The 22207-nt window shown below is 62.7% G+C and carries 20 protein-coding genes; 10 read left to right on the top strand and 10 right to left on the bottom strand.

Features of this window, described 5'->3' with window-relative positions:
- Positions 1 to 2 precede the first annotated feature (2 nt).
- Both P3R38_RS23705 and fdhD read right to left on the bottom strand, forming a co-directional pair.
- Positions 3 to 2348 carry an FdhF/YdeP family oxidoreductase gene (locus P3R38_RS23705; RefSeq protein ID WP_023382886.1) on the bottom strand — a complete coding sequence of 782 codons (2346 nt, stop codon included), beginning with the start codon at positions 2346 to 2348 and terminating at the stop codon, positions 3 to 5.
- Positions 2349 to 2353: 5 nt separating this feature from the next.
- A complete protein-coding gene (fdhD, locus tag P3R38_RS23700; RefSeq protein ID WP_277686663.1) occupies positions 2354 to 3184 on the bottom strand; it encodes a formate dehydrogenase accessory sulfurtransferase FdhD in 831 nt (276 codons plus the stop codon).
- A gap of 174 nt (positions 3185 to 3358) precedes the next feature.
- Here fdhD and lysM point away from each other — a divergent pair, with 174 nt between their 5' ends.
- Positions 3359 to 3799 (top strand): peptidoglycan-binding protein LysM, encoded by a 441-nt coding sequence (gene lysM, locus P3R38_RS23695; protein WP_023382884.1) that lies wholly within the window; start codon positions 3359 to 3361, stop codon positions 3797 to 3799.
- Between the two features lie 63 nt (positions 3800 to 3862).
- Here the strand turns inward: lysM and yrfG are convergent, their stop codons facing one another.
- Entirely contained in the window at positions 3863 to 4525 is a 663-nt protein-coding gene (yrfG, locus tag P3R38_RS23690) for a GMP/IMP nucleotidase (RefSeq protein WP_023382883.1), read from the bottom strand.
- 64 nt (positions 4526 to 4589) lie between these two features.
- Between yrfG and nudE the strand changes: the two genes are divergently transcribed.
- Complete coding sequence (gene nudE, locus P3R38_RS23685; RefSeq protein WP_023382882.1) at positions 4590 to 5156, top strand: ADP compounds hydrolase NudE; 567 nt, start codon at positions 4590 to 4592, stop codon at positions 5154 to 5156.
- The gene (cysQ, locus tag P3R38_RS23680; RefSeq protein ID WP_023382881.1) at positions 5153 to 5980 is read left to right on the top strand and encodes a 3'(2'),5'-bisphosphate nucleotidase CysQ; all 828 of its coding nucleotides are present in this window, start codon (positions 5153 to 5155) and stop codon (positions 5978 to 5980) included. The genes nudE and cysQ overlap by 4 nt, the downstream gene beginning before the upstream one ends.
- Before the next feature lie 42 nt (positions 5981 to 6022).
- Here cysQ and P3R38_RS23675 read toward each other — a convergent pair whose 3' ends face one another.
- From P3R38_RS23675 to rfbC, 4 genes are all read right to left on the bottom strand, one after another.
- On the bottom strand, positions 6023 to 6478 hold the full coding sequence (locus P3R38_RS23675; protein WP_023382880.1) for a YiiD C-terminal domain-containing protein: 456 nt from the start codon (positions 6476 to 6478) through the stop codon (positions 6023 to 6025).
- Positions 6475 to 7884 (bottom strand): sigma-54 dependent transcriptional regulator, encoded by a 1410-nt coding sequence (locus P3R38_RS23670; RefSeq protein ID WP_023382879.1) that lies wholly within the window; start codon positions 7882 to 7884, stop codon positions 6475 to 6477. Before P3R38_RS23670 ends, P3R38_RS23675 begins: the two co-directional genes overlap by 4 nt.
- Entirely contained in the window at positions 7881 to 9695 is a 1815-nt protein-coding gene (locus P3R38_RS23665) for an ATP-binding protein (RefSeq protein ID WP_027907229.1), read from the bottom strand. Before P3R38_RS23665 ends, P3R38_RS23670 begins: the two co-directional genes overlap by 4 nt.
- Before the next feature lie 80 nt (positions 9696 to 9775).
- The gene (rfbC, locus tag P3R38_RS23660) at positions 9776 to 10321 is read right to left on the bottom strand and encodes a dTDP-4-dehydrorhamnose 3,5-epimerase (RefSeq protein WP_023382877.1); all 546 of its coding nucleotides are present in this window, start codon (positions 10319 to 10321) and stop codon (positions 9776 to 9778) included.
- Between the two features lie 398 nt (positions 10322 to 10719).
- Here rfbC and aguA point away from each other — a divergent pair, with 398 nt between their 5' ends.
- From aguA to P3R38_RS23645, 3 genes are all read left to right on the top strand, one after another.
- Entirely contained in the window at positions 10720 to 11826 is a 1107-nt protein-coding gene (aguA, locus tag P3R38_RS23655; RefSeq protein WP_023382876.1) for an agmatine deiminase, read from the top strand.
- Positions 11827 to 12012: 186 nt separating this feature from the next.
- Entirely contained in the window at positions 12013 to 12210 is a 198-nt protein-coding gene (locus P3R38_RS23650; RefSeq protein ID WP_081669664.1) for a hypothetical protein, read from the top strand.
- A gap of 442 nt (positions 12211 to 12652) precedes the next feature.
- Positions 12653 to 13975, top strand: coding sequence for an OprD family porin (locus tag P3R38_RS23645; protein ID WP_023382875.1), 1323 nt, complete (start codon positions 12653 to 12655; stop codon positions 13973 to 13975).
- Between the two features lie 28 nt (positions 13976 to 14003).
- Here P3R38_RS23645 and P3R38_RS23640 read toward each other — a convergent pair whose 3' ends face one another.
- The 3 genes from P3R38_RS23640 to P3R38_RS23630 form a co-directional block, all read right to left on the bottom strand.
- Positions 14004 to 15674, bottom strand: coding sequence for an FMN-binding glutamate synthase family protein (locus P3R38_RS23640; RefSeq protein WP_023382874.1), 1671 nt, complete (start codon positions 15672 to 15674; stop codon positions 14004 to 14006).
- A 147-nt stretch (positions 15675 to 15821) separates the two neighbouring features.
- Positions 15822 to 17198 carry an ATP-binding protein gene (locus P3R38_RS23635; protein ID WP_023382873.1) on the bottom strand — a complete coding sequence of 459 codons (1377 nt, stop codon included), beginning with the start codon at positions 17196 to 17198 and terminating at the stop codon, positions 15822 to 15824.
- Entirely contained in the window at positions 17191 to 17910 is a 720-nt protein-coding gene (locus tag P3R38_RS23630; protein ID WP_277686662.1) for a response regulator transcription factor, read from the bottom strand. Before P3R38_RS23630 ends, P3R38_RS23635 begins: the two co-directional genes overlap by 8 nt.
- A gap of 156 nt (positions 17911 to 18066) precedes the next feature.
- Between P3R38_RS23630 and P3R38_RS23625 the strand changes: the two genes are divergently transcribed.
- From P3R38_RS23625 to P3R38_RS23610, 4 genes are all read left to right on the top strand, one after another.
- On the top strand, positions 18067 to 20346 hold the full coding sequence (locus P3R38_RS23625) for a TonB-dependent siderophore receptor (RefSeq protein WP_104882327.1): 2280 nt from the start codon (positions 18067 to 18069) through the stop codon (positions 20344 to 20346).
- A 339-nt stretch (positions 20347 to 20685) separates the two neighbouring features.
- The gene (locus P3R38_RS23620; protein ID WP_023382870.1) at positions 20686 to 20925 is read left to right on the top strand and encodes a type II toxin-antitoxin system RelB/DinJ family antitoxin; all 240 of its coding nucleotides are present in this window, start codon (positions 20686 to 20688) and stop codon (positions 20923 to 20925) included.
- Positions 20915 to 21214, top strand: coding sequence for a type II toxin-antitoxin system RelE/ParE family toxin (locus P3R38_RS23615; RefSeq protein ID WP_023382869.1), 300 nt, complete (start codon positions 20915 to 20917; stop codon positions 21212 to 21214). Before P3R38_RS23620 ends, P3R38_RS23615 begins: the two co-directional genes overlap by 11 nt.
- A 160-nt stretch (positions 21215 to 21374) precedes the next feature.
- A protein-coding gene (locus tag P3R38_RS23610) for an IS5 family transposase (RefSeq protein ID WP_277686661.1) occupies positions 21375 to 22192 on the top strand; the annotation gives its coding sequence in 2 pieces (ribosomal slippage) (positions 21375 to 21671 and positions 21674 to 22192; 816 coding nt in all).
- Positions 22193 to 22207: the final 15 nt, after the last annotated feature.

Raw genomic sequence — 22207 nt, 5'->3', positions numbered from 1 at the left:
GCCTACAGAATACGACCATCATCCCGCGCTCGCTCCAGTTTGATGGCGACGAATTTGGAGGTTGGCGTATGGCTGCCCTCACCGATGCTCTCAAGCGGAATCAGCGGGTTCACTTCCGGATAGTAAGCCGCTGCCTGGCCAGCCGGGATGTCGAACGCCAGCAACGTGAACCCGTGCACACGGCGTACATGATCATCCCCCCACAATGAGACGATGTCGACCTTTTGCCCCGGCTGGAAGCCCAGCCGGATGATGTCCGCTTCGTTGGCGAACAGTACTTCGCGCTGACCACGTACCCCCCTGTAGCGGTCATCCAGGCCGTAGATCGTGGTGTTGTACTGGTCGTGCGAGCGCATCGACTGCATGATCAGGTCGGGCAACTGGCCGCTGGCCCGGACGCGCTCATCGAGCAAAGTGTCCGGTAGCAGGTTGGCCTTGAAGTTGGCGCGACCGGTGTTGGTTTTCCACTCACGGCTGCTGGCGCTGTTACCCAGGTAGAAGCCGCCGGGATGACGAAGGCGCTCGTTGAAGCCGCTGAAACCGGCAATGGTGTCGCCGATCAGGTTGCGAATACGGTCGTAGTCGGCCACCAGCCAGTGCCAGTCCACCGGACGCTTGCCCAGTGTGGCGGCGGCGATGCCGGCGATAACGGCTGGTTCCGAACGCATCAGGGTCGACAGCGGCTTGAGCTGGCCGTTGGAGGCGTGGACCATGCTGAACGAGTCTTCCACAGTGACCGCTTGCGGGCCTTCGCTCTGCAGGTCGATGTCGGTGCGGCCCAGGCACGGCAGAATCAGCGCTTGCTTGCCATGGATCAGGTGGCTGCGGTTGAGCTTGGTGCTGATGTGCACGGTCAGCTCGCAGTTGCGCAGGGCCTGAGCGGTGCGCTCGGTGTCCGGCGTGGCTTGGGCGAAGTTGCCACCCAGGCCGATGAACACCTTGGCCCGGCCATCGAGCATGGCGTGGATCGCCTCGACGGTATTGTGGCCATTGTGGCGTGGCACACGGAAGTTGAAGCGCTTCTCGATGGCATCGAGCAGCGCTGCCGGTGGGCGTTCGTTGATGCCCATGGTGCGGTCGCCCTGCACGTTGCTGTGGCCACGAACCGGGCACAGGCCGGCGCCTGGTACACCGATGTTGCCGCGCAGCATCTGCAAGTTGACGATTTCCTGGATGGTTGGCACCGAATGGCGATGCTGGGTGATGCCCATCGCCCAGCACATGATCACGCGCTTGCCGCGGCAATACATGCGCGCTGCCAGCTCGATGTCGGCAAGGGCCAGGCCGGACTGGGCCTGGATATGCTCCCACGAGGTGGCATCCACTGCTGCCAGGTACTCATCGACGCCATGGCCGTGCTCGGCGATGAAGGCATGGTCGAATACGGCTGGCTCGCCCTTGGCCTGGGCTTCGCGCTCCCACTGCAGGACGAACTTGGCCATGCCGCGCAGCATCGCCATGTCGCCGCCCAGGGCCGGGCGGAAAAAGGCGGTATTGGTCGGGCGGTCGCTGTTGGTCAGCATTTCCAGCGGGTTTTGCGGATGCTGGAAGCGTTCCAGGCCACGTTCCTTGAGCGGGTTGACGCACACCACCTGGGCGCCGCGTTTGACCGCATCGCGCAGTGGGTCGAGCATGCGTGGATGGTTGGTGCCGGGGTTCTGGCCCCAGACGAAGATCGCGTCGGCATGCTCGAAGTCGTCGAAGGTGACGGTACCCTTGCCGACCCCGACGCTCTGGCTCAAGGCTACGCCGCTGGCCTCGTGGCACATGTTCGAACAGTCGGGGAAGTTGTTGGTGCCGTAGGCGCGCACGAACAGCTGGTAGAGGAATGCCGCTTCGTTGCTGGCCCTGCCCGAGGTATAGAACTCAGCTTGATCGGGGGTGAGCAGGGCGTTCAGCTCGCGGGCGATCAGGGCGAAAGCGTCGTCCCAGGCGATAGGTCGGTAACGGTCGCTGGCCGGATCGTAAACCATTGGCTCGGTCAGGCGGCCCTGGTATTCGAGCCAGTAGTCGCTTTGTTCGAGCAATGCGCTCACGCTGTAGCGTGCAAAGAAGGCCGCATCCACCCGACGCTTGGTGGCTTCCCAGTTGACCGCCTTGGCGCCGTTCTCGCAGAACTTGACCATGCCGCTTTCGGGCGAGTCGCCCCAGGCGCAGCCGGGGCAGTCGAAGCCGCCGTTCTGGTTGGTCTTGAGCAGTGCGCGAATGTTCTTCAGCGCGTTGTCGCTCGCGACCCAGGCCTTGGCCACGCTGCGCAGCGCGCCCCAGCCTCCGGCGGGGCCGTCATAGGGCTTGTAGCGAGGGGTGGAAGCTGGGGCGTTGTCTGGAAGGTGCTGGTAAGAGGTCACGACTGTTACGACTCCGCCGCTGGGCTGTAGACCCGCGGTGCGCTGTGTTTGGGCAGGTGGATGAGGTTGAGGTTGTGCTTGCGCGCCCACTGCAGGGCCAGGCCGGTCGGGGCCGAGAGGCTCACCAGGGTCTGGATCCCGGCGCGCAGGACTTTCTGGATCAGTTCCAGGCTGCAGCGGCTGGTGACGATGGCCAGGCCGCCGTCGGTGCTGATTTCCCGACGCAGCAGCGCGCCGATCAGCTTGTCCAGGGCGTTGTGTCGGCCGATGTCTTCACGGCCGAGCAGCAACTCGCCGTTACGGTCCATGAACAGTGCGGCGTGTACCGCCCCACAGTGCTGCCCCAAGGGCTGGAACTGGTCGATACGCTGGCGCAGGCCGACCAGCCAGGCCGCCGGCGGCAGGGGCGCGCCGGGCAACTCGGTCAACTCTGGCAAGGCCTGTTCCAGGGCCTCGACCCCGCACAGGCCGCAGCCACTGGTGCCGGCCAACTGACGGCGTTGGTTCTTCAGGTTCCAGAAGGCGCGGCTGGATATCTCGATGTCGGCATACATGGCCGAGCCGCTGCCCGAGAGCTTGAGGTCGTAGATTTCCGCTGTGCCTTCGACGATGCCACTGCCGACACTGAAGCCGACCGCGAAGTCCTCAAGGTCGGTGGGGCTGACCAGCATCACGGCCTGATTGAGGCCGTTGTAGGCGATGGCCAGGGCGACTTCCTCGGCAAGCGGGGTGCTGGCTCGTTCGCCATCGTCGAGCTGCACGTAATCGTAGGTATTGCTGGCGGCCGGCATGGACAGGGGTGTGGAGGCCGCGCAGACCGGAGGCTTGCTTTTCATCGGAGCTGGCTTTCGACGGCTTTTTGATAGCACAAGCCTAGGCGCGTGGGCTGCCCACGTCTAATCGCTAGGGTCTATGCCTTGATAGAGCGCGTCGATTGGTCGCAGGGGAGCGGGGGCGGCGATCCTGGCCTAGACTCCTGGCTCCGAGGTTTCATCAACAAGGAGCGCGTCATGAGCCTGTTCAGTTTCGTGAAGGAAGCCGGCGAGAAGTTGATCGACCTGCTGACCCCCGGCAATGCCAAGGCCGAGGAACAGCTCAAGAAGCATGTGGAGACCGTCGGGCTGGGAAACCCGAACATCAGCGCCACTGTGGAAGGAGACAAGATCATCCTCAAGGGCGAGGTGGCCAGCCAGGAGGAAAAGGAAAAGATCATTCTGGCAGCCGGCAATATCGCCGGAGTGGCCACTGTCGAGGACCAGATCACCGTCACCGGGCCGGTTGCCCAGGCCGCGCGGTTCGTCACGGTCAAGAAGGGTGACACCCTCAGTGCCATCGCCAAAGCCGAATATGGCGATGCCAACCAGTACAACAAGATCTTCGAGGCGAACAAGCCGATGCTCAAGCACCCTGACAAGATCTATCCGGGGCAGGTGCTGCGGATTCCGGACTGATCGGGTGGTGCTATCGAGGCCAAGCCGGCTCGTGCAGGGGAAGGCTTGGCGTCGATCACGGTGCTACAGCCCGGCCAGTAATTCCCGGTAATCCTCGACCGCCGCAAACTCCTGGGTGTCCCGCGGGGCTGCCTGGCTGTCGGGTTGGCGTACCGCCAGCAGATGCCCCACGCCAAACCGTCGTGCACTGCGCAGAATCGCCAGGGTGTCGTCGATGAACAGGCTACGGGCCGGATCGAAACCGATATCGGCTTGCAGTGCGTCCCAGAATTGCGGGCTTTCCTTTGGGTACCCATAGTCATGGGAGCTGATCAGCCGCTCGAAGTAACACGCCAGCTCCACACGCTCCAGTTTCAGCGACAGCGAGTCGCGGTGGGCATTGGTGATCATTACCACCCGCTTGCCTGCCTTGCGGACTGCCGCCAGGAAGGTGTCGGCATCGGGTCGCAGGGCGATCAGGTGGGCGATTTCGCGTTTGAGTTCGCGGATCGGCAGGTTCAGTTCGCGACTCCAGAAATCCAGGCAGTACCAGTTGAGCGTACCGGCGTTGCGCTCGAACAACGGTTGCAGCTCCAGTTCCGCCATGGCCCGGCTCACCCCATGCAGTTCGGCGTAGCGCTGGGGCAGGTGGTCCAGCCAGAAACGGTTGTCGTAGTGCAGGTCGAGCAGTGTGCCATCCATGTCCAGCAGGACGGTATCGATGGCGGACCAGGGAAGAACAGGCATGGGAAACTCTCGATCAGTCGGCAAGCCACGGTATAGTAACCCGTTCACGCCAAGGAGCCGCCCCATGCGCCAGAAACCTACCGTCCTCAATCGCGAGATCGTCGCCAGCAGCCGCCTGTTTCGCGTCGAGGCCGTGCAGTTGCGCTTCGCCAACGGCAACGAGCGCACTTACGAGCGCTTGGTGGGCCGAGGCAACGGTTACGGCGCGGTGATGGTGGTGGCTATGCTCGATGCAGAGCACGCGGTGTTGGTCGAAGAGTATTGCGGCGGTACCGACGAGTACGAGCTGTCGCTGCCCAAAGGCCTGATCGAACCGGGCGAAGACGTGCTGGCGGCGGCTGACCGTGAGCTCAAGGAAGAAGCCGGTTTCGGCGCTCGGCAGCTTGAGCACCTGACCGAGCTGTCGCTGTCGCCGGGCTACATGAGCCAGAAGATCCAGGTGGTATTGGCCACTGACTTGTACGAAGAGCGCCTGGAAGGTGACGAGCCGGAGCCGATGCGGGTCGACAAGGTCAACCTGCGCGAGTTGTCCGCCTTGGCCATGCACCCGCAGTTCACCGAGGGCAGGGCGCTGGCGGCGCTGTACCTGGCCCGCGACCTGCTGATCCAGCGGGGGCTGCTCGACGCATGAACGACCAACAGCTGATGCATGAAGTGGTGAAGCTGGCCGTGCAGGCGGGCGAGGCTATCTTGCCGTTCTGGCAGTCGGACGTAGCGGTGACCGCCAAGGCCGACGATTCGCCGGTGACGGCTGCCGACCTGGCAGCGCACCGGGTCATCGCCGACGGCCTGGCGGCCCTGGCGCCGCACATTCCCGTGCTGTCGGAAGAGGACTGCAACATCCCGCTGACCGAGCGCCAGGGCTGGACGCGCTGGTGGTTGGTCGACCCGCTGGATGGCACCAAGGAGTTCATCGCCGGCAGCGAAGAGTTCACGGTCAATATCGCCCTGATCGAGGAAGGCGAGGTGGTGTTTGGCGTGGTGGCCATGCCGACCAATGGTCGCTGCTACTTCGGTGGTCGGCAGTTCGGTGCCTGGCGTGCCGATCCAGGTGCCGATCCCCTGTCTATTCGGGTGCGCAACACGCCGCCTGCCGGTAGCCGTTTCACGGTGGTGGCCAGCCGTCGTCATTCCAGCCCTCAGCAGGAGGCGCTACTGGCGGGGTTGGGAGGCACTGTCGGTGAGCTGGAACTGGCCAATATCGGCAGCTCCCTGAAGTTTTGCCTGCTGGCTGAGGGGAGCGCCGATTGCTACCCGCGTCTGGCGCCGACTTCGCAATGGGACACGGCAGCTGCCCAGGGTGTCGTGGAGGGTGCGGGCGGCGAGGTCATCGAAGTGGACGGTCAGCCATTTCGCTATCCCGCGCGGGAGTCGCTGCTCAACCCCTTCTTCCTGGCCTTGCCGGCCGCTGCCAGCTGGCGTGAGGCGTTCATCGAGCACTGTGTCAAACGTTGATGGTGTGCGGGTCGATCGCCGGCTTGCCGGCGATCTGCTGCTTTAGCGATGCAGTACGTACTGCCCGCTGAAACGCACCGCAGGCTCGTCGCTGCCAAGATTGCTGACGGTGGTTTCCAGCGTCAGCCGCGCCCGTCCGCGACGCTGATACAGCGTGATGAACCGCTCCCAGGTCTTGTCGTCTGGCGCCGGGCACCGCGCCTGGGCCGCACCCGTCACCGGCAGCGGATAGCTGATCTGGCCTTCCTGAATGACGATGTGGCCGTCATCGATGCCCAGCTCGCGTAGACGCAGGTGCAACCAGCCCCAACCTACCAGCACCGCGGCGCAATACAGACTGCCGCCAAACATGGTGCTCTTGTGGTTGACGTTGGCCTCCAGCGGCAGTTGCAGCTGCAGGCAGTGATTTTGCCAGCCAACGACTTCCAGCCCCATTTCGCGGGTCAGGGGAATGTCATGGTGCAGTACGGACTGCAGGTACTGGCTGTCGGTGGTCATGGGCGAGGGTCCTCTTGGTCGTCGTTTCCGCTGCTGGCGCCTTCGAAGCTAAGGCCATGCTTGCGCAGCTTGTCGTGCAGGGTCTTGCGGGGGATGCCAAGGGCTTCGGCCAGGCTGCGCATCGAGCTGTGCGGCTGGGCCAGCTCGGCGGCGATCAGCGAGCGTTCGAACTGTTCGACCTGTTCGCTGAGATTGCCGCTGAGCACCGGGGCTGCCGGTGCCGTCGCGGCTGGCAACTGGCCGTCGAGGGCCAGCTCCAGGCCCAGGGCGAAACGCTCGGCGGCGTTCTGCAGTTCGCGCACATTGCCTGGCCAGTCGTGGCGCAGCAGCATGGCGCGTTGCGCCGGTTGCAGGCTGTGTGGCGCAAGACCGTGGCGCTGGCTGGCGGCATCGGCGAAATGCTGGAACAGCACCAGAATATCGTCGCCGCGTTCACGCAGTGGCGGGATACGCAGCGGGGCGACGTTCAGGCGGTAGTAAAGGTCGGCGCGGAAGCGGCCCTGGTCGGCGGACTGGCGCAAGTCTTCCTTGGTGGCAGCGATCACGCGGATATCCAGCGGGATAAGCTGGTTGCCGCCCAGGCGTTCGACCACGCGTTCTTGCAGCAGGCGCAGCAGCTTGACCTGCACATCCAGGCTCATGCTCTCGATTTCGTCGAGGAACAGCGTGCCACCATTGGCGAACTCGAACTTGCCGATGCGGCGTTTTTGCGCGCCAGTGAAGGCGCCCGGCTCATGGCCGAACAGTTCGCTTTCCACCACCGACTCGGCCAGCGCCCCGGCGTTGATCGCCACGAACGGCCCATCGCGGCGGCTGGAAAGGTCATGCAGGGCACGTGCGACCACCTCTTTGCCGGCGCCAGTCTCGCCCAGAATCAGGACATCCGCGCGGGTACCGGCCAGGGCGCCGATCTGCTCGCGCAGGCGCTGCATGGCGGGCGACTGGCCAACCAGGCGAGTGGACAGCTGCTGACGGTCGCTCAGGGCCAGACGCAGGCTACGGTTGTCCAGCACCAGGCGGCGCAAGGCCAGGGCGCGGCGCACGCTATCGAGCAAGGCATCGGTGGCGAACGGCTTTTCCAGAAAGTCGTAGGCCCCGGCGCGCATGGCCTGTACCGCCAGCGGCACATCGCCGTGGCCGGTGATCAGCAGCACCGGCAGCTCGTTGTCGCGCCCGTGCAGTTGTTCCAGCAGTTGCAGGCCATCGATGCCAGGCATGCGGATATCGCTGACCACCACCCCCGGCCAGTCAGGCTCGATGCGCCCGGCCAGGTCCTGTGCATCGGCCAGGGCGACCACCTTCAGCCCCGCCAGGTCGAGGGTCTGGCTCAGGGCCTGGCGCAGGTGTGGATCGTCGTCCACCAGAATGACCTGGGCGTGGCTGTCGATGAATGTCTCGGTCGTCATGCCGAGGGGTCCTCCGAAGGTTGCAGGTTGGCGCCAGGCTTGGCCACACGCAGCTGCAAGGTCAGCAGGGCGCCACCTTCCGGGTGGTTGCCGAGCAGCAGTTCGCCACCCAGGGCGCGCATCAGGCTTTCGCAGATAGCCAGGCCCAGGCCCAGGCCTTGGGTGCGGGTCTTGGTGGTGAAGAATGGCTCCTTGGCATGCTCCAGGGCCTGGCGGCTGAAACCTGGGCCATTGTCGCGAATGTACAGGTAGACGTAGTCGTCACGCTTTTCGGCACTCAACCAAAGTCGACGTGGGTTGGCTTTTTCGGTCAGTGCATCGAGGGCGTTGGCCAGCAGGTTACCGAGCACCTGGCGCAGGCGGGTTTCACCGGCCTGCACCCAAAGGGTGGCGTCCGGCAGGTCGCGGATCAGTTCCACGGCCATGGCGCGCCGACGCTTGGCCAGCAGGGCCAGGGCATCATCCAGGGCCGGCTGCAGGGCCACGCTCTCCGGGGCATGGCGATCGCGCCGGGCGAACGCACGCAGGTGGGCGATGATCGAAGCCATGCGCCCGGTCAGCTCGCCGATCAGCTTGAGGTTGCCGCGGGCATCTTCGGTGCGCTGGTGGTCGAGCAGGATCTCGGCGTTTTCCGCGTAGCTGCGGATCGCGGCCAGGGGCTGGTTGAGCTCATGGCTGATGCTCGCCGACATGGTACCGAGCACCGACAGCTTGCCGGCCTGGACCAGTTCGTCCTGGGCACGGACCAATTCCTGCTGGGCATTCTCACGTTCGAGCACCGCGCTTTTGAGGCGGGCGTTGAGGCCTTCGAGGTCGGCGGTACGTTCCATCACACGCTTTTCGAGCTCTTGGCGGCCACGTGCCTCGAAGTCGATGCGATCGATATAGTGGCGTCGTCGCTGCATTACCAGCCCGGCCAGCAACATCAGCACCAGCAAGGCGCCGCCACCGATGGCCATGACGGTCTGCACCGAGCGGTCGACCAGGATGCGTGGGGCGAGAATACTGACTTGCCAGCCGGTTTCCTTGATGTCGCGGGTCTGGATCAGCCAGGCCTGAGGGTCCAGGGTCAACGGCTGCGGCGCCTGGGTCGGGTAGGGCTGGATGGCGATGATCGCCTGGCGTTCGGCCTCGGTCAGCTCACGGGTGGAACGGAAACGCCAGTCTGGCCGCGAGGTCAGCACCACCACGCCGTTCTGGTCGGTCAGCAGCAGTTGCTCGGGCGTCCGGCCCCAAAGGGTTTCGGTGTGGTCCAGGTCGACCTTGACCACCAGCACGCCGACCACCCGTTCGCGGTCGCGCACGGCCGCGGCGAAGAAGTAGCCGCGTTTGGCCGAGGTGGTGCCCTGACCGAAGAAGCGCCCCAGACGTCCTTCCATGGCTTCGATGAAGTACGGGCGGAAGGCGAAGTTACGGCCGACGAAGCTGTCGTGCTTGTCCCAGTTCGACGCGGCCAGGGTGTTGCCACTCACGTCCATCAGGTACATCACCTCGGCACCGGTCTGGTGGACGATGTCCTTGAGCAAGCGATTGGCGTTGGTGACCGCTTCTATGCGAAACGGGTCGGCCAGCACGTTGCGCAGCGCCGGCAGGTCGCCGAGGATCTGCGGCAAGGTCTCGTACCGGTGCAGGGTGCCGAGCAGGTTCGCGACATACAGGTCGAGGGTCTGGCGGTTCTGCGAGGCCAGTTCGTCCTGATAGTAACGTTCGGCGAGGTGGTGCAGGGGCCACAGCAACGGAGCCAGGCACAGGGCCAGCAGGGCCAGGCTGCGCCAGCGGGGGCGGCGAGGGGGCGTGGGTTTTGCAATCATCGCGTAAAGGCGCCAGAAGAGTCTGGCGCAATTATGCGCTAGTTACGGCAGGTCATCAGCGCCTGCGGCCATCACGCGACTCAGGGGAACAGATCCGCTTCGCTCAACGGGGCGCCTGCCTGGTCCTTGGCAGAAAGGATGGGCGGGTACTTCTTGTCCCACTCGATGGCAAGCTCAAGGTCGTCCCAGCGGATGCAACGTTCGGCGGCGGGGTTGTAGTAATCGGTGGTCTTGTACAGGAAGTCCGCCGACTCGCTCAGCACCTGGAAGCCATGGGCAAACCCAGGGGGAATCCAGAACTGGCGGTGGCCATCGGCGCTCAGTCGGGTAGCCACCCAACGCCCGAAGGTGGGCGAGCTGCGCCGAATGTCCACGGCCACATCCAGCACTTCGCCATGCGTTACCCGAACCAATTTCCCCTGGGGGTTGTCGATCTGGTAGTGCAGCCCGCGCAGCACACCGCGTCGAGAGCGTGAGTGGTTGTCCTGGACGAAGGGCGAAGTGAAACCTGTTTGCCTGGCGAAGTCGCGGGCGTTGAAACTCTCGAAGAAAAAGCCGCGGCTGTCGCCGAAGACCTTGGGTTCGATGATCAGCACATCAGGGATGTCGGTGGCAATGATGTTCATGGCGATAACGGGCCCCCTGAGCTCTGATTCGACCGTGTCAGTCCCTGTTCAATTTAGCCACCCTGGCCTCTTGCAGCCTAGATTGCCAGCATGGCAGCGCTTGCGGTCACGCTCATCATTTCATCTTCAACGCTTGTTTATCGGCGATTTTGCGGGCGAGATAAGTGAAATGTGAAAGAGGTTTCATCTTCAGTGCTTGCGATGCGGGGCCGCTTTGCTGACAGGTTTAATGTGGCTGTGTTACACATTTAAGTCGATTGTTATCGGCGTGATTCCGTTCTCTTATGCTTAAACGGTTGGTCTTGTGGCTTCTAAAGCCGATATTTATCGGTTAAATTGGCAGACAACTGAACAGCGCAACCCCTGGCCAGCACGCCGGGCTCTACAAGAGGTTAACCATGAAAACCCTTAACTCGACACCCCGCGCCGACGGCTTCCACATGCCAGCCGAGTGGGCGCCGCAGAGCCAGGTCTGGATGGTCTGGCCGGAGCGTCCGGACAACTGGCGCCTGGGTGGCAAGCCGGCGCAGGCCGCCCATGTGACCCTGGCCAAGGCCATCGCGCGCTTCGAGCCTGTTACCGTGGCGGTTTCCGCGGGCCAGTACGAGAACGCCCGTCGTCAGCTCGACCTGCCGAACATCCGTGTGGTTGAGATCAGCAACGATGATGCCTGGGTGCGCGACACCGGCCCGACTTTCGTCATCAACGACCATGGCGAAGTGCGCGGTGTGGACTGGGGCTTCAATGCCTGGGGTGGTTTCGACGGGGGCCTGTACGCGCCGTGGAACCGCGATGAAGAGCTGGCGGCCAAGGTCCTGGAAATGGAACGTTGCCAGCGTTACCACACCGAGGGTTTCGTGCTTGAGGGCGGTTCGATTCACGTGGATGGTGAAGGCACCCTGATCACCACCGAGGAATGCCTGCTCAACCGTAACCGTAACCCGCACCTGAACCGCGAGCAGATCGAAGACATCCTGCGCGAGCACCTGTCGGTCGAGACCATCATCTGGCTTCCCGATGGCCTGTACAACGACGAAACCGACGGCCATGTCGACAACTTCTGCTGTTACGTCAGCCCAGGCGAAGTGTTACTGGCCTGGACCGATGATTCCAACGATCCCAACTATGCACGCTGCCACGCGGCCTATGAGGTGCTAAAAAATAGCCGCGACGCCAAAGGGCGCGAGTTTGTGGTGCACAAGATGCCGATTCCGGGCCCACTGTTCGCCACCCAGGAAGAATGTGACGGCGTCGACCATGTCGCGGGTAGCCAGGAGCGCGACCCCTCGGTCCGCCTGGCAGGGTCGTATGTGAACTTCCTGATCGTCAACGGCGGCATCATTGCTCCAAGCTTCGACGACCCAGCAGATGCGCAGGCTAGAGCGATTCTGGCCAAGGTCTTCCCGGACCACGAGGTGGTCATGATTCCGGGGCGTGAACTGCTGCTGGGCGGAGGCAACATCCACTGCCTGACTCAACAGCAACCGGCACCGGTCAAGCGCTGATACGCAACTCCCACAAAAGGCCCGTCAATTGACGGGCCTTTTGTTTCCGGCAGATGTTCGGCAGGCCACATGGCATATGTTTTGTATTGTTTTTCATGGGCTTAGACCCAGCAGACGGGAAGTGCCGTTCTGTAACAATACCAACGTAAATTTGCCGCTCACGGGGCCCAGGGAGTACGTGGAAAGATGAATGCAGCAAGTGAGTCGGCATTGCCCCCATCGGCAGTGGATCACCAATCGCTCCAAATTCTGGCGCAGTGGTTGAAACACCATGGATGCAAACGGGTCAGGACGACCGACCCTCGCCGCCTGCTGGACGGGCGATACCCCCAAGGGCTGATCAGCGATGCAGAGCTAGAAGCGCTGCTGGCCGTATGGCATTGATCAGGGGTTGACCTGTCAACAAATGAACGCCACCGCACTTGCGGTGGCGTTTTTTTTGGGGTGCGCTTTTTGCGTATCTGCTCCCCCTCGGCTTGTTCAACAAGCGCTGTGGGTAGTGTCCACTTCGGCCGGTCGATTTTTCCTCGGCCAGAGATAAATTGTCTGTCTTGACCGGGCACCTGCATTGAAATGCACCAGACCTTAGGGTGATTTTGGTTATATCAACCTGCATTTCACGAGTTTTTGACATTTGTAATCGCACGCGGCTACGATTCGGCCAACGCCTGCTGGCCACCTATGGCCATGCTGCTGCACAAGGCCCGCCACCCGACCATTGGCGGGCTTTTCAGTTTGGATCCGCAAAGCGTCGAACCTACGAAGGGGCGTTGGTTCCTGGCGTCATATTGCAGAGCGTTTTTGATTAAGAAATAAGGAAAACAACATGTTGAAAACCAGGATCAGCCTGGTCGCGCTGGCGATGATCGCCGCGACCCAGGCCCAGGCCAACGAGCAGGCCGAAAGCAAGGGCTTCATCGAAGACAGCCACGCAAACGTTCTCCTGCGTAACGCTTACATCAACCGTGACAAGAAGCACGGTACCGATGACCAGATCGAATGGGGCCAAGCGTTCATCGCCAACTTCTCCTCTGGCTTCACCCAAGGCACCGTTGGTGTCGGCGTCGACGCATTCGGCCTGTACGCCGTGCGTCTGGATGGCGGCAAAGGTCACAATGGCGGTGCCGGCGTCGACTTCTTCAAACCGCACAACACCAAGAACGCCGATGACAATGCCAGCTCGCCGCATGATCTGGCCCGTGCGGGCGCTGCCGTGAAGTTCCGCATCTCCAACACCGTGCTCAAGTACGGTGACCAGATGCCAACCCTGCCAGTGCTGCAATACGACGACGCACGTCTGCTGCCAGAAAGCTTCACCGGCACCCTGATCACCTCCAAGGAGATCGAAGGCCTGGAGCTGAACGCCGGCCGCTTCACCCAGGAAGCGCGCAAGAGTGCCGAGCGTCGTGACGGTGGCGGCCTGAAGTCGATCAACGTCTTCGGCGGTAGCTACAAGTTCACCGATAACTTCACCGCTTCGTTGTACACCGCAGACAACGAAGACGTGATGAAGAAGCACTACCTGGGCCTGAACTACGTCTTCCCGATCGCCAATGACCAGTCCCTGACCCTGGACTTCAACGGCTACAAGTCGGACATCGACAAGAAGTATGTGCAGTCCGCTGGTCTTAACGGCGACTCCAACACCATCTGGAGCCTGGCTGCGACCTACGCCTACGGCCCGCACTCCTTCACCCTTGCGCACCAGCGCAGCACCGGCAGCACTGGCTACAACTACGGTTGGTACCAGAACGAAGGTGGCGTGGGTGACGGTGGTTCGACCATCTACCTGGCCAACTCCTACTGGTCCGACTTCAACGCCGAGGACGAGCGTTCCTGGCAGCTGGGCTATGGCCTGGACTTCGGTGCCTTCGGCATTCCGGGTCTGACCTACAAAGTGGCCTACGTCGTGGGTGACAACATCAACACCCGCAAGGTCGGCGCCCCGCAAGGCTTCGGTGAAGGTAAAGAGCGCGAGATCTTCAACCAGATCCGTTACGTCGTTCAAGACGGTCCGGCCAAGGACCTGTCGATCAAGCTGCGTAGCTCGTTCGTGCGTACCAACAACGCTGTCCAGCAGAACGGCAACTACATGGACGACGGCAACGAAGTTCGTGTGTTCGTCGAGTACCCGATCAGCATCTTCTGATCCTGATCGCGTCACCAGCAGCCCCGGCCTATGCCGGGGCTGTTTCGTTTCGGCGTACCGCAGCCACCGCTGGCGCCACCAGGGCCTCACCGGTATCTGGCGCGAAGCTGTCGCTGCGGGCCATGCGCCACATCCGCGCGTAGAACTCACTTTCGATCGAGCCACTGAGCAATTCGCCTGGCTTGAGGAACTGATGCAAGTCCGAGAACAGGCTGATTTCGCTGGTGCTGATGCGCCGCGCCAGGTGCTTGGGCTTGAGCTCCGACGGGTGTTCCAGGCCCGCCGCGGCCAGCATCTCGGCCAGCGCGTGCAAGGTGTTGCGGTGGAAGCTGGCGACGCGCTCGGCCTTGTCCGGCACCACCAGGGCGCGTTGACGCAGTGGGTCCTGGGTCGCGACGCCGGTCGGGCATTTGTTGGTATGGCAGCTTTGCGACTGGATGCAGCCAATGGCGAACATGAAGCCACGCGCCGAGTTGACCCAATCGGCACCGATGGCCAGCACGCTGGCGATATCGAAGGCGCTGACGATCTTGCCGGCGGCACCGATGCGGATACTGCTGCGCAGGTTCAGGCCCACCAGGGTGTTGTGCACGAACATCAGGCCTTCACGCATGGGCACGCCCATGTTGTCGCTGAATTCGCGTGGCGCCGCGCCGGTGCCGCCTTCCTTGCCGTCGACGACGATGAAATCAGGCGTGATGCCGGTGGCCAGCATGGCCTTGGCGATGGCCATGAACTCCCACGGGTGGCCCAGGCAGAACTTGAACCCCACGGGTTTGCCCCCTGACAACTCACGCAGGCTAGCGATGAACTTGAGCAGTTCCACCGGCGTGCGGAAGGCGCTGTGGGCGGCGGGTGAGATGCAGTCTTCGCCAACGCGCACGCCACGGGTGGCGGCAATCTCCGGGCTGACCTTGTGCCCTGGCAGGATGCCGCCGTGGCCAGGCTTGGCGCCTTGGCTGAGCTTGACCTCGATCATCTTCACCTGGGGCGAGCGCGCCTGCTCGGCGAAGCGTTTAGGGTCGAAGCGACCCTCCTCGGTCCGGCAACCGAAGTAGCCGCTGCCGATCTCCCAAATCAGGTCGCCACCGTGTTCGCGGTGGTAGGGGCTGATGCTGCCCTCGCCGGTGTCATGGGCGAAACGCCCCATGCGTGCGCCCTGGTTGAGGGCGGCGATGGCGTTGGCGCTGAGTGCGCCGAAACTCATGGCCGAGATGTTGAAGATCGACGCCGAGTACGGCAGCCGGCACTGCGGACCACCGATGGCGATGCGGAACGACGCCGGGTCAGGCGTGGCCACCGGCACCATGGAGTGGCTGATGAACTCGAAGCCAGGCTTGTAGGCATCGTTGAGGGTGCCGAATGCCTTCTCGGCGCTCTCGTTCTTGGCCCGGGCGTACACCAGCGAGCGCTGCGAACGGGAGAAGGGCAGCTTGTCGTCATCGCCCTCGATCAGGTACTGGCGGATTTCCGGGCGGATGGTTTCGATCAAGTAGCGAATGTTGCCCAGGATCGGGTAGTTGCGCCGCACCGCGTGATGGCTTTGGCGCAGGTCGTTGAGGCCGATCAGGCTGAGCAGCGCGGTGATGACCGTGACGGGCCAGAGCCAGTCATGTTGGCCAAGGTACGGGAGGCTGGCGAAGGTGAAGATCAGGCAAGTCGCCAGGCAGGCGTAACGGCTGGGAAGAGAGTGTTTCATGGATCCATCGCTGACAGGATGACCGGGCCTAGGATAGGCAAAGCGACAGTTGGGAAAACCTGGAGAATCGGTAAAACACTGTTACGCGATGATGGGTTGTGCGGGCGCTTTTGGCCTCATGGGGGCAAACCGTTGGCCAATCCGGCCCTACCCCGGCAGTAGAACGCTGACCCGCAAGCCACCGCCCTCGCGGTTCATCAACCTCAGCTCGCCACCATGGCTGGCAGCGATCCGCTGGGCGATGCTCAATCCCAGCCCGTAGCCACCCGAGGCCTGGTTGCGCGAACCTTCACCCCGCACGAACGGGTCAACGATGGTCGCCAGCAGCCCCGGTGCGATACCCGGCCCGCGGTCGTCGATGTGGATGAGCACATGCGTGGTAGCACGTTCCAGCGTCACCGACACCGCTTTGGCATAACGCAGGGCATTGACCAGCAGGTTTTGCAGGCAGCGCTGCAACAGCAAGGCATCGACCTCCACATTGCCCACCTTGCCCTGTACCGGCAGTGGCTCGTCGGCGCTGGCCAGGTCGGCGCATAACCGGGCCACCAAGCGGTCGAGGTCGACTGGCTGCAGGTTCTGTTGCTCGCCAGCGCGCAGGTAGTCGAGCACCTGGCCGATCATGTTGTCCATCTGGGTGATGTTCTGCCGCAGGCGTTCACGCTGTTCGGCGTCTTGCAGGCGTTCCAATCGCAGCCGCATGCGCGTCAGCGGCGTGCGCAAGTCGTGGGATACGGCGGCCAGAAAATGAGCCTTGTCGTTGACCATGGCAATCAGGCGCTGCTGCATGGCATTGAATGCCTGCGCTGCCTGGCGCACTTCTTGGGGCCCGTCCAGGGCCAGCGGCGGTTGTTCCAGGTTGCTGCCCAACCCACGTGCAGCATCGGCCAACCGCCTTAGTGGGCGCAGGCAAAGGCGCACCGCGACCAGGCAGACCAGCAGCACCGCAACGATCCGCAAGGCGTATACCCGCAGCAGGTAGTCACTGATCAGCAGCCAAGCCGATTCACCGCTCCAGCCTTGCAGCTCCTGGCCGTCGATGGTCAGCCAATGGCCGTCGGCCAAGGGAACCGCGAACTGGATATGCGCCTGCGCCGTACGCAGGCCGAACAGGCTGCGCCAGACGATCGGTTGGCCCAGTTCATCGGTCAGTTGCACGTTCAACAGGCGCACATCCTGAGCCTTGCCCAGCTCGTATTCCAACGCCTGGCGCAGTAGCAGCTCGACTCGCCGTCGCCCCCGGCGCTCGTCCTGTTTCGCCCCCGGCAAGGCCTCGACGCAGCGCAAGCGGTAATGCGTCGGCGCCTGCAGTTGGCCGACCGGGCAGTCCGCCTGGGCGATCAGCGGCGCGCTGCGGGCGGCGAGCAACCGCACTGGCGCTTCCAGCACCTGAGCGAAACGCACATCGAACCAGATGCTGCTCGACATCAGCTGGATCACCAGCGTGCCACTGACCATGATCAGCAGCAGCTGGCCAAACAACGTACGCGGCCACAGTCGGCGCAGCCAAGGCACCTCAGGCATCCGCCCCCGCGCGGGCGATGTTCAACAGATAGCCTTCGTTGCGAATGGTCAGAATCTGCACGTCGCCTTCGGGGGCGCGGCGCAACTGCTGGCGCAGGCGACTGATGCACATATCCACCGAGCGGTCGTCGGGGTGGTGGTCGCGACCGAACGCGCTGCGGGTCAGTTGGTCGCGGGACACCACGCGGCTGTTGGCGTCCAGCAGCTCGCGCAGGACACGGTGGTCCGAGCGCGGCAGGGTCAGCGACTCCCCGTCCGGGCGGGTGAGCAGGCGCTTGATATGGTCGATGGCAAAACCCGCGAAGTGTTGTGTTTCGGCCACCGGCGCGTCGGTGGTCACCTCCAGGCGCTGGGGACGGCGCAGCACCGCCTTGATGCGAGCGGTCAATTCGCGCGGTTCGAAGGGCTTGGCCAGGTAATCGTCGGCACCCACCTCAAGGCCGATGATGCGGTCCAGGGTGCTGCCCTTGGCCGACAGCATGATCACCGCCAGGCCGGGCGTTGCCTGCAACTGACGGCACAGGCTCAGGCCGTCTTCGCCAGGCAGCATCAGGTCGAGTACCACCAGGTCGACCTTGTGCCGCGCCAACTGCGCGCGCATCTCGTCGCCATGGGCTGCTGCCAGCACGCTATAGCCGGCTTCGGTCAAATACTCGCAAAGAAGTTCGCGGATCTCGTCGTCATCATCGACGACAAGCAAGGTTGTGCTCATCGAAAAACACCTGTTGGCGGAAGGTCGGCAGCGCTCGTTACGTTCGATTACATGCCCGTACAAGCCGGACATGGAGCCCGAAGGGCGGATGCCTAGAATCGTAACAAAAAATCAACTGCGAATACGAAGCCTTCCCAAATGAATCATCAGCGCATCATGCCCGACGTCTCACCCATCCACCGAGGCGTTAACCACCTTCACCCGCTTGCCTTCTTCATTGCCGTCGCCTTGAGCGGCGGTGCCATGGCTGCCGACAGCCAACCGCTGGAGCTGGAGGCCACGCAAATCGAGGACAGCGCCCTGGTCCCGGCCGACGAGGCTGGCCAGCTGGGTTACACGGTCGAAAGCACCCGAAGCTCCACCGGCCTGAATCTGACCCCACGCCAGACCCCGCAATCGGTCACTACCATCACCCGCCAGCAGATGGACGACCGCGACATCCATACCCTCGAACAGGCGCTGGACACCACGCCAGGCGTGAGCGCCACCAAGTCCGAGGTCGGTGGTCGCACCGACTTTCGTGCCCGGGGTTACTCGATCAGCAACTGGAAGGTCGATGGCCTGCAGTTCCAGGGCGGTTCCGACTTCAGCGGCGGCGGCAATGCGCTGAACATGGACCTGTACGAGCGCATCGACATCGTGCGCGGCGCCAACGGCCTGCTCGGCGGCACCGGCGACCCGTCGGCCACCGTCAACCTGATCCGCAAGGCCCCGACCCGCACCTTCGGTGGCAGTGCATACGCCACCTATGGCAGTTGGGACAAACGCCGCCTGGGCGCCGACCTGAACCTGCCGTTGTCCGAAGATGGCCGCCTGCGCTCGCGCTTCGTGATGACCCAGCAGGACGCCAACTCATTCCGCGACAACCAGTCCGAGCGCTCCCGCGCTGCCCTGGCCAACTTCGAGTTCGACCTGGACGACGCCACCACCCTCGGTGCCGGTTACCAGTACGAGTACAACAAAGTGGTCGGCGGCGGATGGGGCGCGAACATCCCCATCTGGTATCGCGACGGCAGCAAGACCGACCTGCCGCGCAGCACCAACCTGGTCCCGAGCTGGAGCTTTGGCGAGTACACCACCCGCACGGCATTCGGCTCGTTGGAGCACCATTTCGACAACGACTGGACACTGGACCTCAAGGCCGCCCAGAGCACTGCCGAAGTGCTCAACCACCGAGGCTTGGCCAAGGTCAACTCGGCGGGGCGCGGCCGCTACGGCGGCTACTGGGACCAGGACGGCAGCGGCGCCGTGCTCAACGGCCTGCACAGCACCAGCGACACCACCCAGCAATCCGCCCAGATCGACCTCTCGGGCCCGTTCCAGCTGTTCGGCCGCACCCACCAGGCCATGGTCGGTTACAACGACAGCCGCACCGTGGCCTGGTCGCCGGAATACAGCTGCACCATGGTCAGCGACGACCGCATCAGCGCGCCATCGGTTGGCTGCCAGTTCCGCGCCAACAACGGCTTCCCGGTGACCGACTGGCACAACGGCGTGGACAGCGACTACGACATGATCGCCTCCCGCACCGGCCGCCACACCAAGACCACCACCCGCCTGCAAGGCCTGTACGCCGCCACCCGCCTGAGCATCACCGACCCCCTGTCGGTGATCGTCGGCGTGCGCAGCACTGATTATTCGGCCACCACCCGCAACGTCAGCGGCGTGCGCAGCAACCAGCAGAACCACGGCATCGTCACGCCCTACCTGGGGGCGGTCTATGACCTCGACGACACCTACTCGCTGTACGCCAGCTACACCGACATCTTCAACCCCCAGACTGCCGAAACGGCCAGCGGCACCAAGGTCGAGCCGATTCGCGGCCAGAGCTACGAAACCGGTATCAAGGGTGAGTGGCTGGATGGCCGCTTGAACGCATCGGCGGCGTATTTCCGCACCAAGCAGCAGAACAAGGCCGTGCTAGACGACGGCCTGACCACGCCAACCGGCGGCGACGCCTACAAGGCCGGCACCGGCCAGGAAACCGACGGTATCGACCTCGAAATCGCTGGCGCCCTGACACCGAACTGGAACGTCTATGCCGGCTACACCTACCTGCATTTCCGCCGCGTCGACAGCGACGGCAGAAGTGACCCGTCGCACCTGTTCAAGGCATCGACCACCTACCGCCTGAGCGGCCCGCTCGACCGCTTGACCCTCGGCGCAGGCGTCAAGGCACAAACCAACATCCGCGCAATCTCAAGCCCGGCTGGGCAGCCGGTGAACGGTGTGAGTGGAGGGGCTACTGACGTGAACTGGTCCGGATATGCGATTTGGAATGCCATGGCCAAGTACCAGCTGACTGACGACACCACGGTGAGCTTCAACGTCGATAACTTGTTCGATAAGCATTACTACACGCAGTACGGGTTCTATGCGGGGGCGATCTACGGGGATCCGCGGAATATGGCGGTGACGGTGAGTACGGCGTTCTGATCAGGCGAGGGCTGCGTTGCAGCCCTTTGGTGATACCAGCGCGTCGCATCGGTGGAGTGCGCTTTTTGCGGGGCGGATTCAGGTGACGGAACGCCAAAACGAACAAACCCGCCAGAAGGCGGGTTTTTCGGGGGTTCCAGAGATTTTGAAAGCTTTCTATGGAACCTTGAATGGTGCCGGTACCAGACGAACGGTTTAACGCTGTGAGGGCAGGGGATTCGGAATCGAATCGGCGTGTAACGGCCTTGTCCTTCGTCGGTCTGTGCTCATAAGCCACTTGTCTGCTGCCCAGAATTGCGCCACTGTAAAGACTATTGTCATTACAGTGAGCTAGCCATCATGGCATCCATCAATGTTCGTATCGACGACGATCTCAAAATCCGAGCCTATCGTGAGCTTGAGCGGTTGGGTGTTACGCCCTCCGAGCTCATGCGCCAAGCCTTGCAGTACGTCGCCGAGCGCGGGCAGTTGCCTTTTAAGCCTGTGCTCATGACTGATGAAGATGAGGCGCTGCTAGCGATCGTTCGCGAGCGCCTTGCCGACCCTCAGCGAGTGAGGGTTTCGCTGGATGACCTATAGCCTTGAGTTCGATGCGCGAGCGCTAAAGGAATGGCAAAAGCTGGGGGATACGGTCCGGCAGCAACTCAAGAAAAAACTCGCCTCGGTTTTGCTGAATCCGAGGGTTGAGGCGAACCGGCTGCATAGCTTGCCGGACTGCTACAAGATCAAGCTGCGCAGTAGCGGCTACCGATTGGTCTACCAGGTGATCGAACAAGAGGTTGTAGTTTTTGTGGTAGCTGTGGATAAGCGCGAGCGGGAACAGGCTTATCTTAAGGCGGCAGAGCGAGTGGTAGGTAAAACGTCATAACGAAAAAACCGTTAAAGGGCAGTTTTAGGCTCTGTCTGAAATCCCAAGAAACTGAAATGTGGCCCCCGGAACAGCCGGGGTTCTGTACAGTCGCCGGCCATCTGCGGAAAGGAATTCTGTGATGGCAAAGCGTTATTAACTCTCGGGTGAGGCGTGGGCAGTGGTCGCCGATCTCTTTACGGCAGCCCACGTCAGGGGCAGGCCCCGCAGCAGTGATCGCTTGATGCTCGATGGTGTGCTCTGGGTGCTGTGCTCAGGAGCAGCCTGGCGAGATATGCCCGAGCGCTTCGGGTCTTGGGCGACGGTCTATCACCGCTTCCGGGTCTGGCGAAACCGCGGAACATTCGATCAGATGCTCAGACGATTGCACCTCAGACTCAATGACAAAGGCCTGATTGATCCCCACACCTGGATGATCGATTCGACCGCTGTTCGAGCAACCCGTGCTTCATCTGGAGCGCGGAAAAAAGGGGGCCTGACGAGCCTACCGATCACGCTCTAGGCCGCAGTCGCGGCGGACTGACAACCCAAATTCATATGCTCTGCGATGCCAACGGGATACCGTTGCGCTTCCTTCTCTCTGGCGGCCAAGCCAGCGACATCAGCTATGCCCAGCCGTTACTTGATGATGTCAGCATCCCGACAAACCAGCGTGGTCGTCCACGCAAACGATGCAAATGGTTGCTGGCTGACAAAGGCTACGACGCCGAGGCCTTGCGCCGTTACTGCGATCGATATCGGATGCAGCCGGTCATTCCGCTGCGCTCAATGAAACACAAGCCCAAACCCGGCTTGCCAAGACTGTTTGACCGCCCAAAATATCGACAGCGCAACATCATCGAACGCATGTTCGGCTGGCTAAAAGAGAACCGCCGAATCGTCACGCGCTTCGACAAGCTCGCAAAAAGTTATGCCGCAATGGTCTCGCTGGCTTGTGTCATGCGGTGTATGCGACGGCTTTTTTCAGACAGCGCCTAGCGCTGGCTACCCTCG

It is taken from the genome of Pseudomonas sp. NyZ480, assembly GCF_029537255.1.
Classification (GTDB): Bacteria; Pseudomonadota; Gammaproteobacteria; order Pseudomonadales; family Pseudomonadaceae; genus Aquipseudomonas; species Aquipseudomonas taiwanensis.
This window is presented reverse-complemented; position numbering and strand designations above follow the sequence as displayed.

What these genes read in the sequence shown, in the direction of transcription:
- P3R38_RS23635 (WP_023382873.1), bottom strand. Translation starts at nt 17,198, where the DNA reads ATGCCTGAGGTGCCTTGGCTGCGCCGACTGTGGCCGCGTACGTTGTTT.
- P3R38_RS23625 (WP_104882327.1), top strand. Translation starts at nt 18,067, where the DNA reads ATGCCCGACGTCTCACCCATCCACCGAGGCGTTAACCACCTTCACCCG.
- P3R38_RS23615 (WP_023382869.1), top strand. Translation starts at nt 20,915, where the DNA reads ATGACCTATAGCCTTGAGTTCGATGCGCGAGCGCTAAAGGAATGGCAA.
- P3R38_RS23675 (WP_023382880.1), bottom strand. Translation starts at nt 6,478, where the DNA reads ATGACCACCGACAGCCAGTACCTGCAGTCCGTACTGCACCATGACATT.
- aguA (WP_023382876.1), top strand. Translation starts at nt 10,720, where the DNA reads ATGAAAACCCTTAACTCGACACCCCGCGCCGACGGCTTCCACATGCCA.
- P3R38_RS23650 (WP_081669664.1), top strand. Translation starts at nt 12,013, where the DNA reads ATGAATGCAGCAAGTGAGTCGGCATTGCCCCCATCGGCAGTGGATCAC.
- P3R38_RS23670 (WP_023382879.1), bottom strand. Translation starts at nt 7,884, where the DNA reads ATGACGACCGAGACATTCATCGACAGCCACGCCCAGGTCATTCTGGTG.
- cysQ (WP_023382881.1), top strand. Translation starts at nt 5,153, where the DNA reads ATGAACGACCAACAGCTGATGCATGAAGTGGTGAAGCTGGCCGTGCAG.
- P3R38_RS23645 (WP_023382875.1), top strand. Translation starts at nt 12,653, where the DNA reads ATGTTGAAAACCAGGATCAGCCTGGTCGCGCTGGCGATGATCGCCGCG.
- P3R38_RS23630 (WP_277686662.1), bottom strand. Translation starts at nt 17,910, where the DNA reads ATGAGCACAACCTTGCTTGTCGTCGATGATGACGACGAGATCCGCGAA.
- P3R38_RS23640 (WP_023382874.1), bottom strand. Translation starts at nt 15,674, where the DNA reads ATGAAACACTCTCTTCCCAGCCGTTACGCCTGCCTGGCGACTTGCCTG.
- yrfG (WP_023382883.1), bottom strand. Translation starts at nt 4,525, where the DNA reads ATGCCTGTTCTTCCCTGGTCCGCCATCGATACCGTCCTGCTGGACATG.
- fdhD (WP_277686663.1), bottom strand. Translation starts at nt 3,184, where the DNA reads ATGAAAAGCAAGCCTCCGGTCTGCGCGGCCTCCACACCCCTGTCCATG.
- nudE (WP_023382882.1), top strand. Translation starts at nt 4,590, where the DNA reads ATGCGCCAGAAACCTACCGTCCTCAATCGCGAGATCGTCGCCAGCAGC.
- lysM (WP_023382884.1), top strand. Translation starts at nt 3,359, where the DNA reads ATGAGCCTGTTCAGTTTCGTGAAGGAAGCCGGCGAGAAGTTGATCGAC.
- P3R38_RS23620 (WP_023382870.1), top strand. Translation starts at nt 20,686, where the DNA reads ATGGCATCCATCAATGTTCGTATCGACGACGATCTCAAAATCCGAGCC.
- P3R38_RS23665 (WP_027907229.1), bottom strand. Translation starts at nt 9,695, where the DNA reads ATGATTGCAAAACCCACGCCCCCTCGCCGCCCCCGCTGGCGCAGCCTG.
- rfbC (WP_023382877.1), bottom strand. Translation starts at nt 10,321, where the DNA reads ATGAACATCATTGCCACCGACATCCCTGATGTGCTGATCATCGAACCC.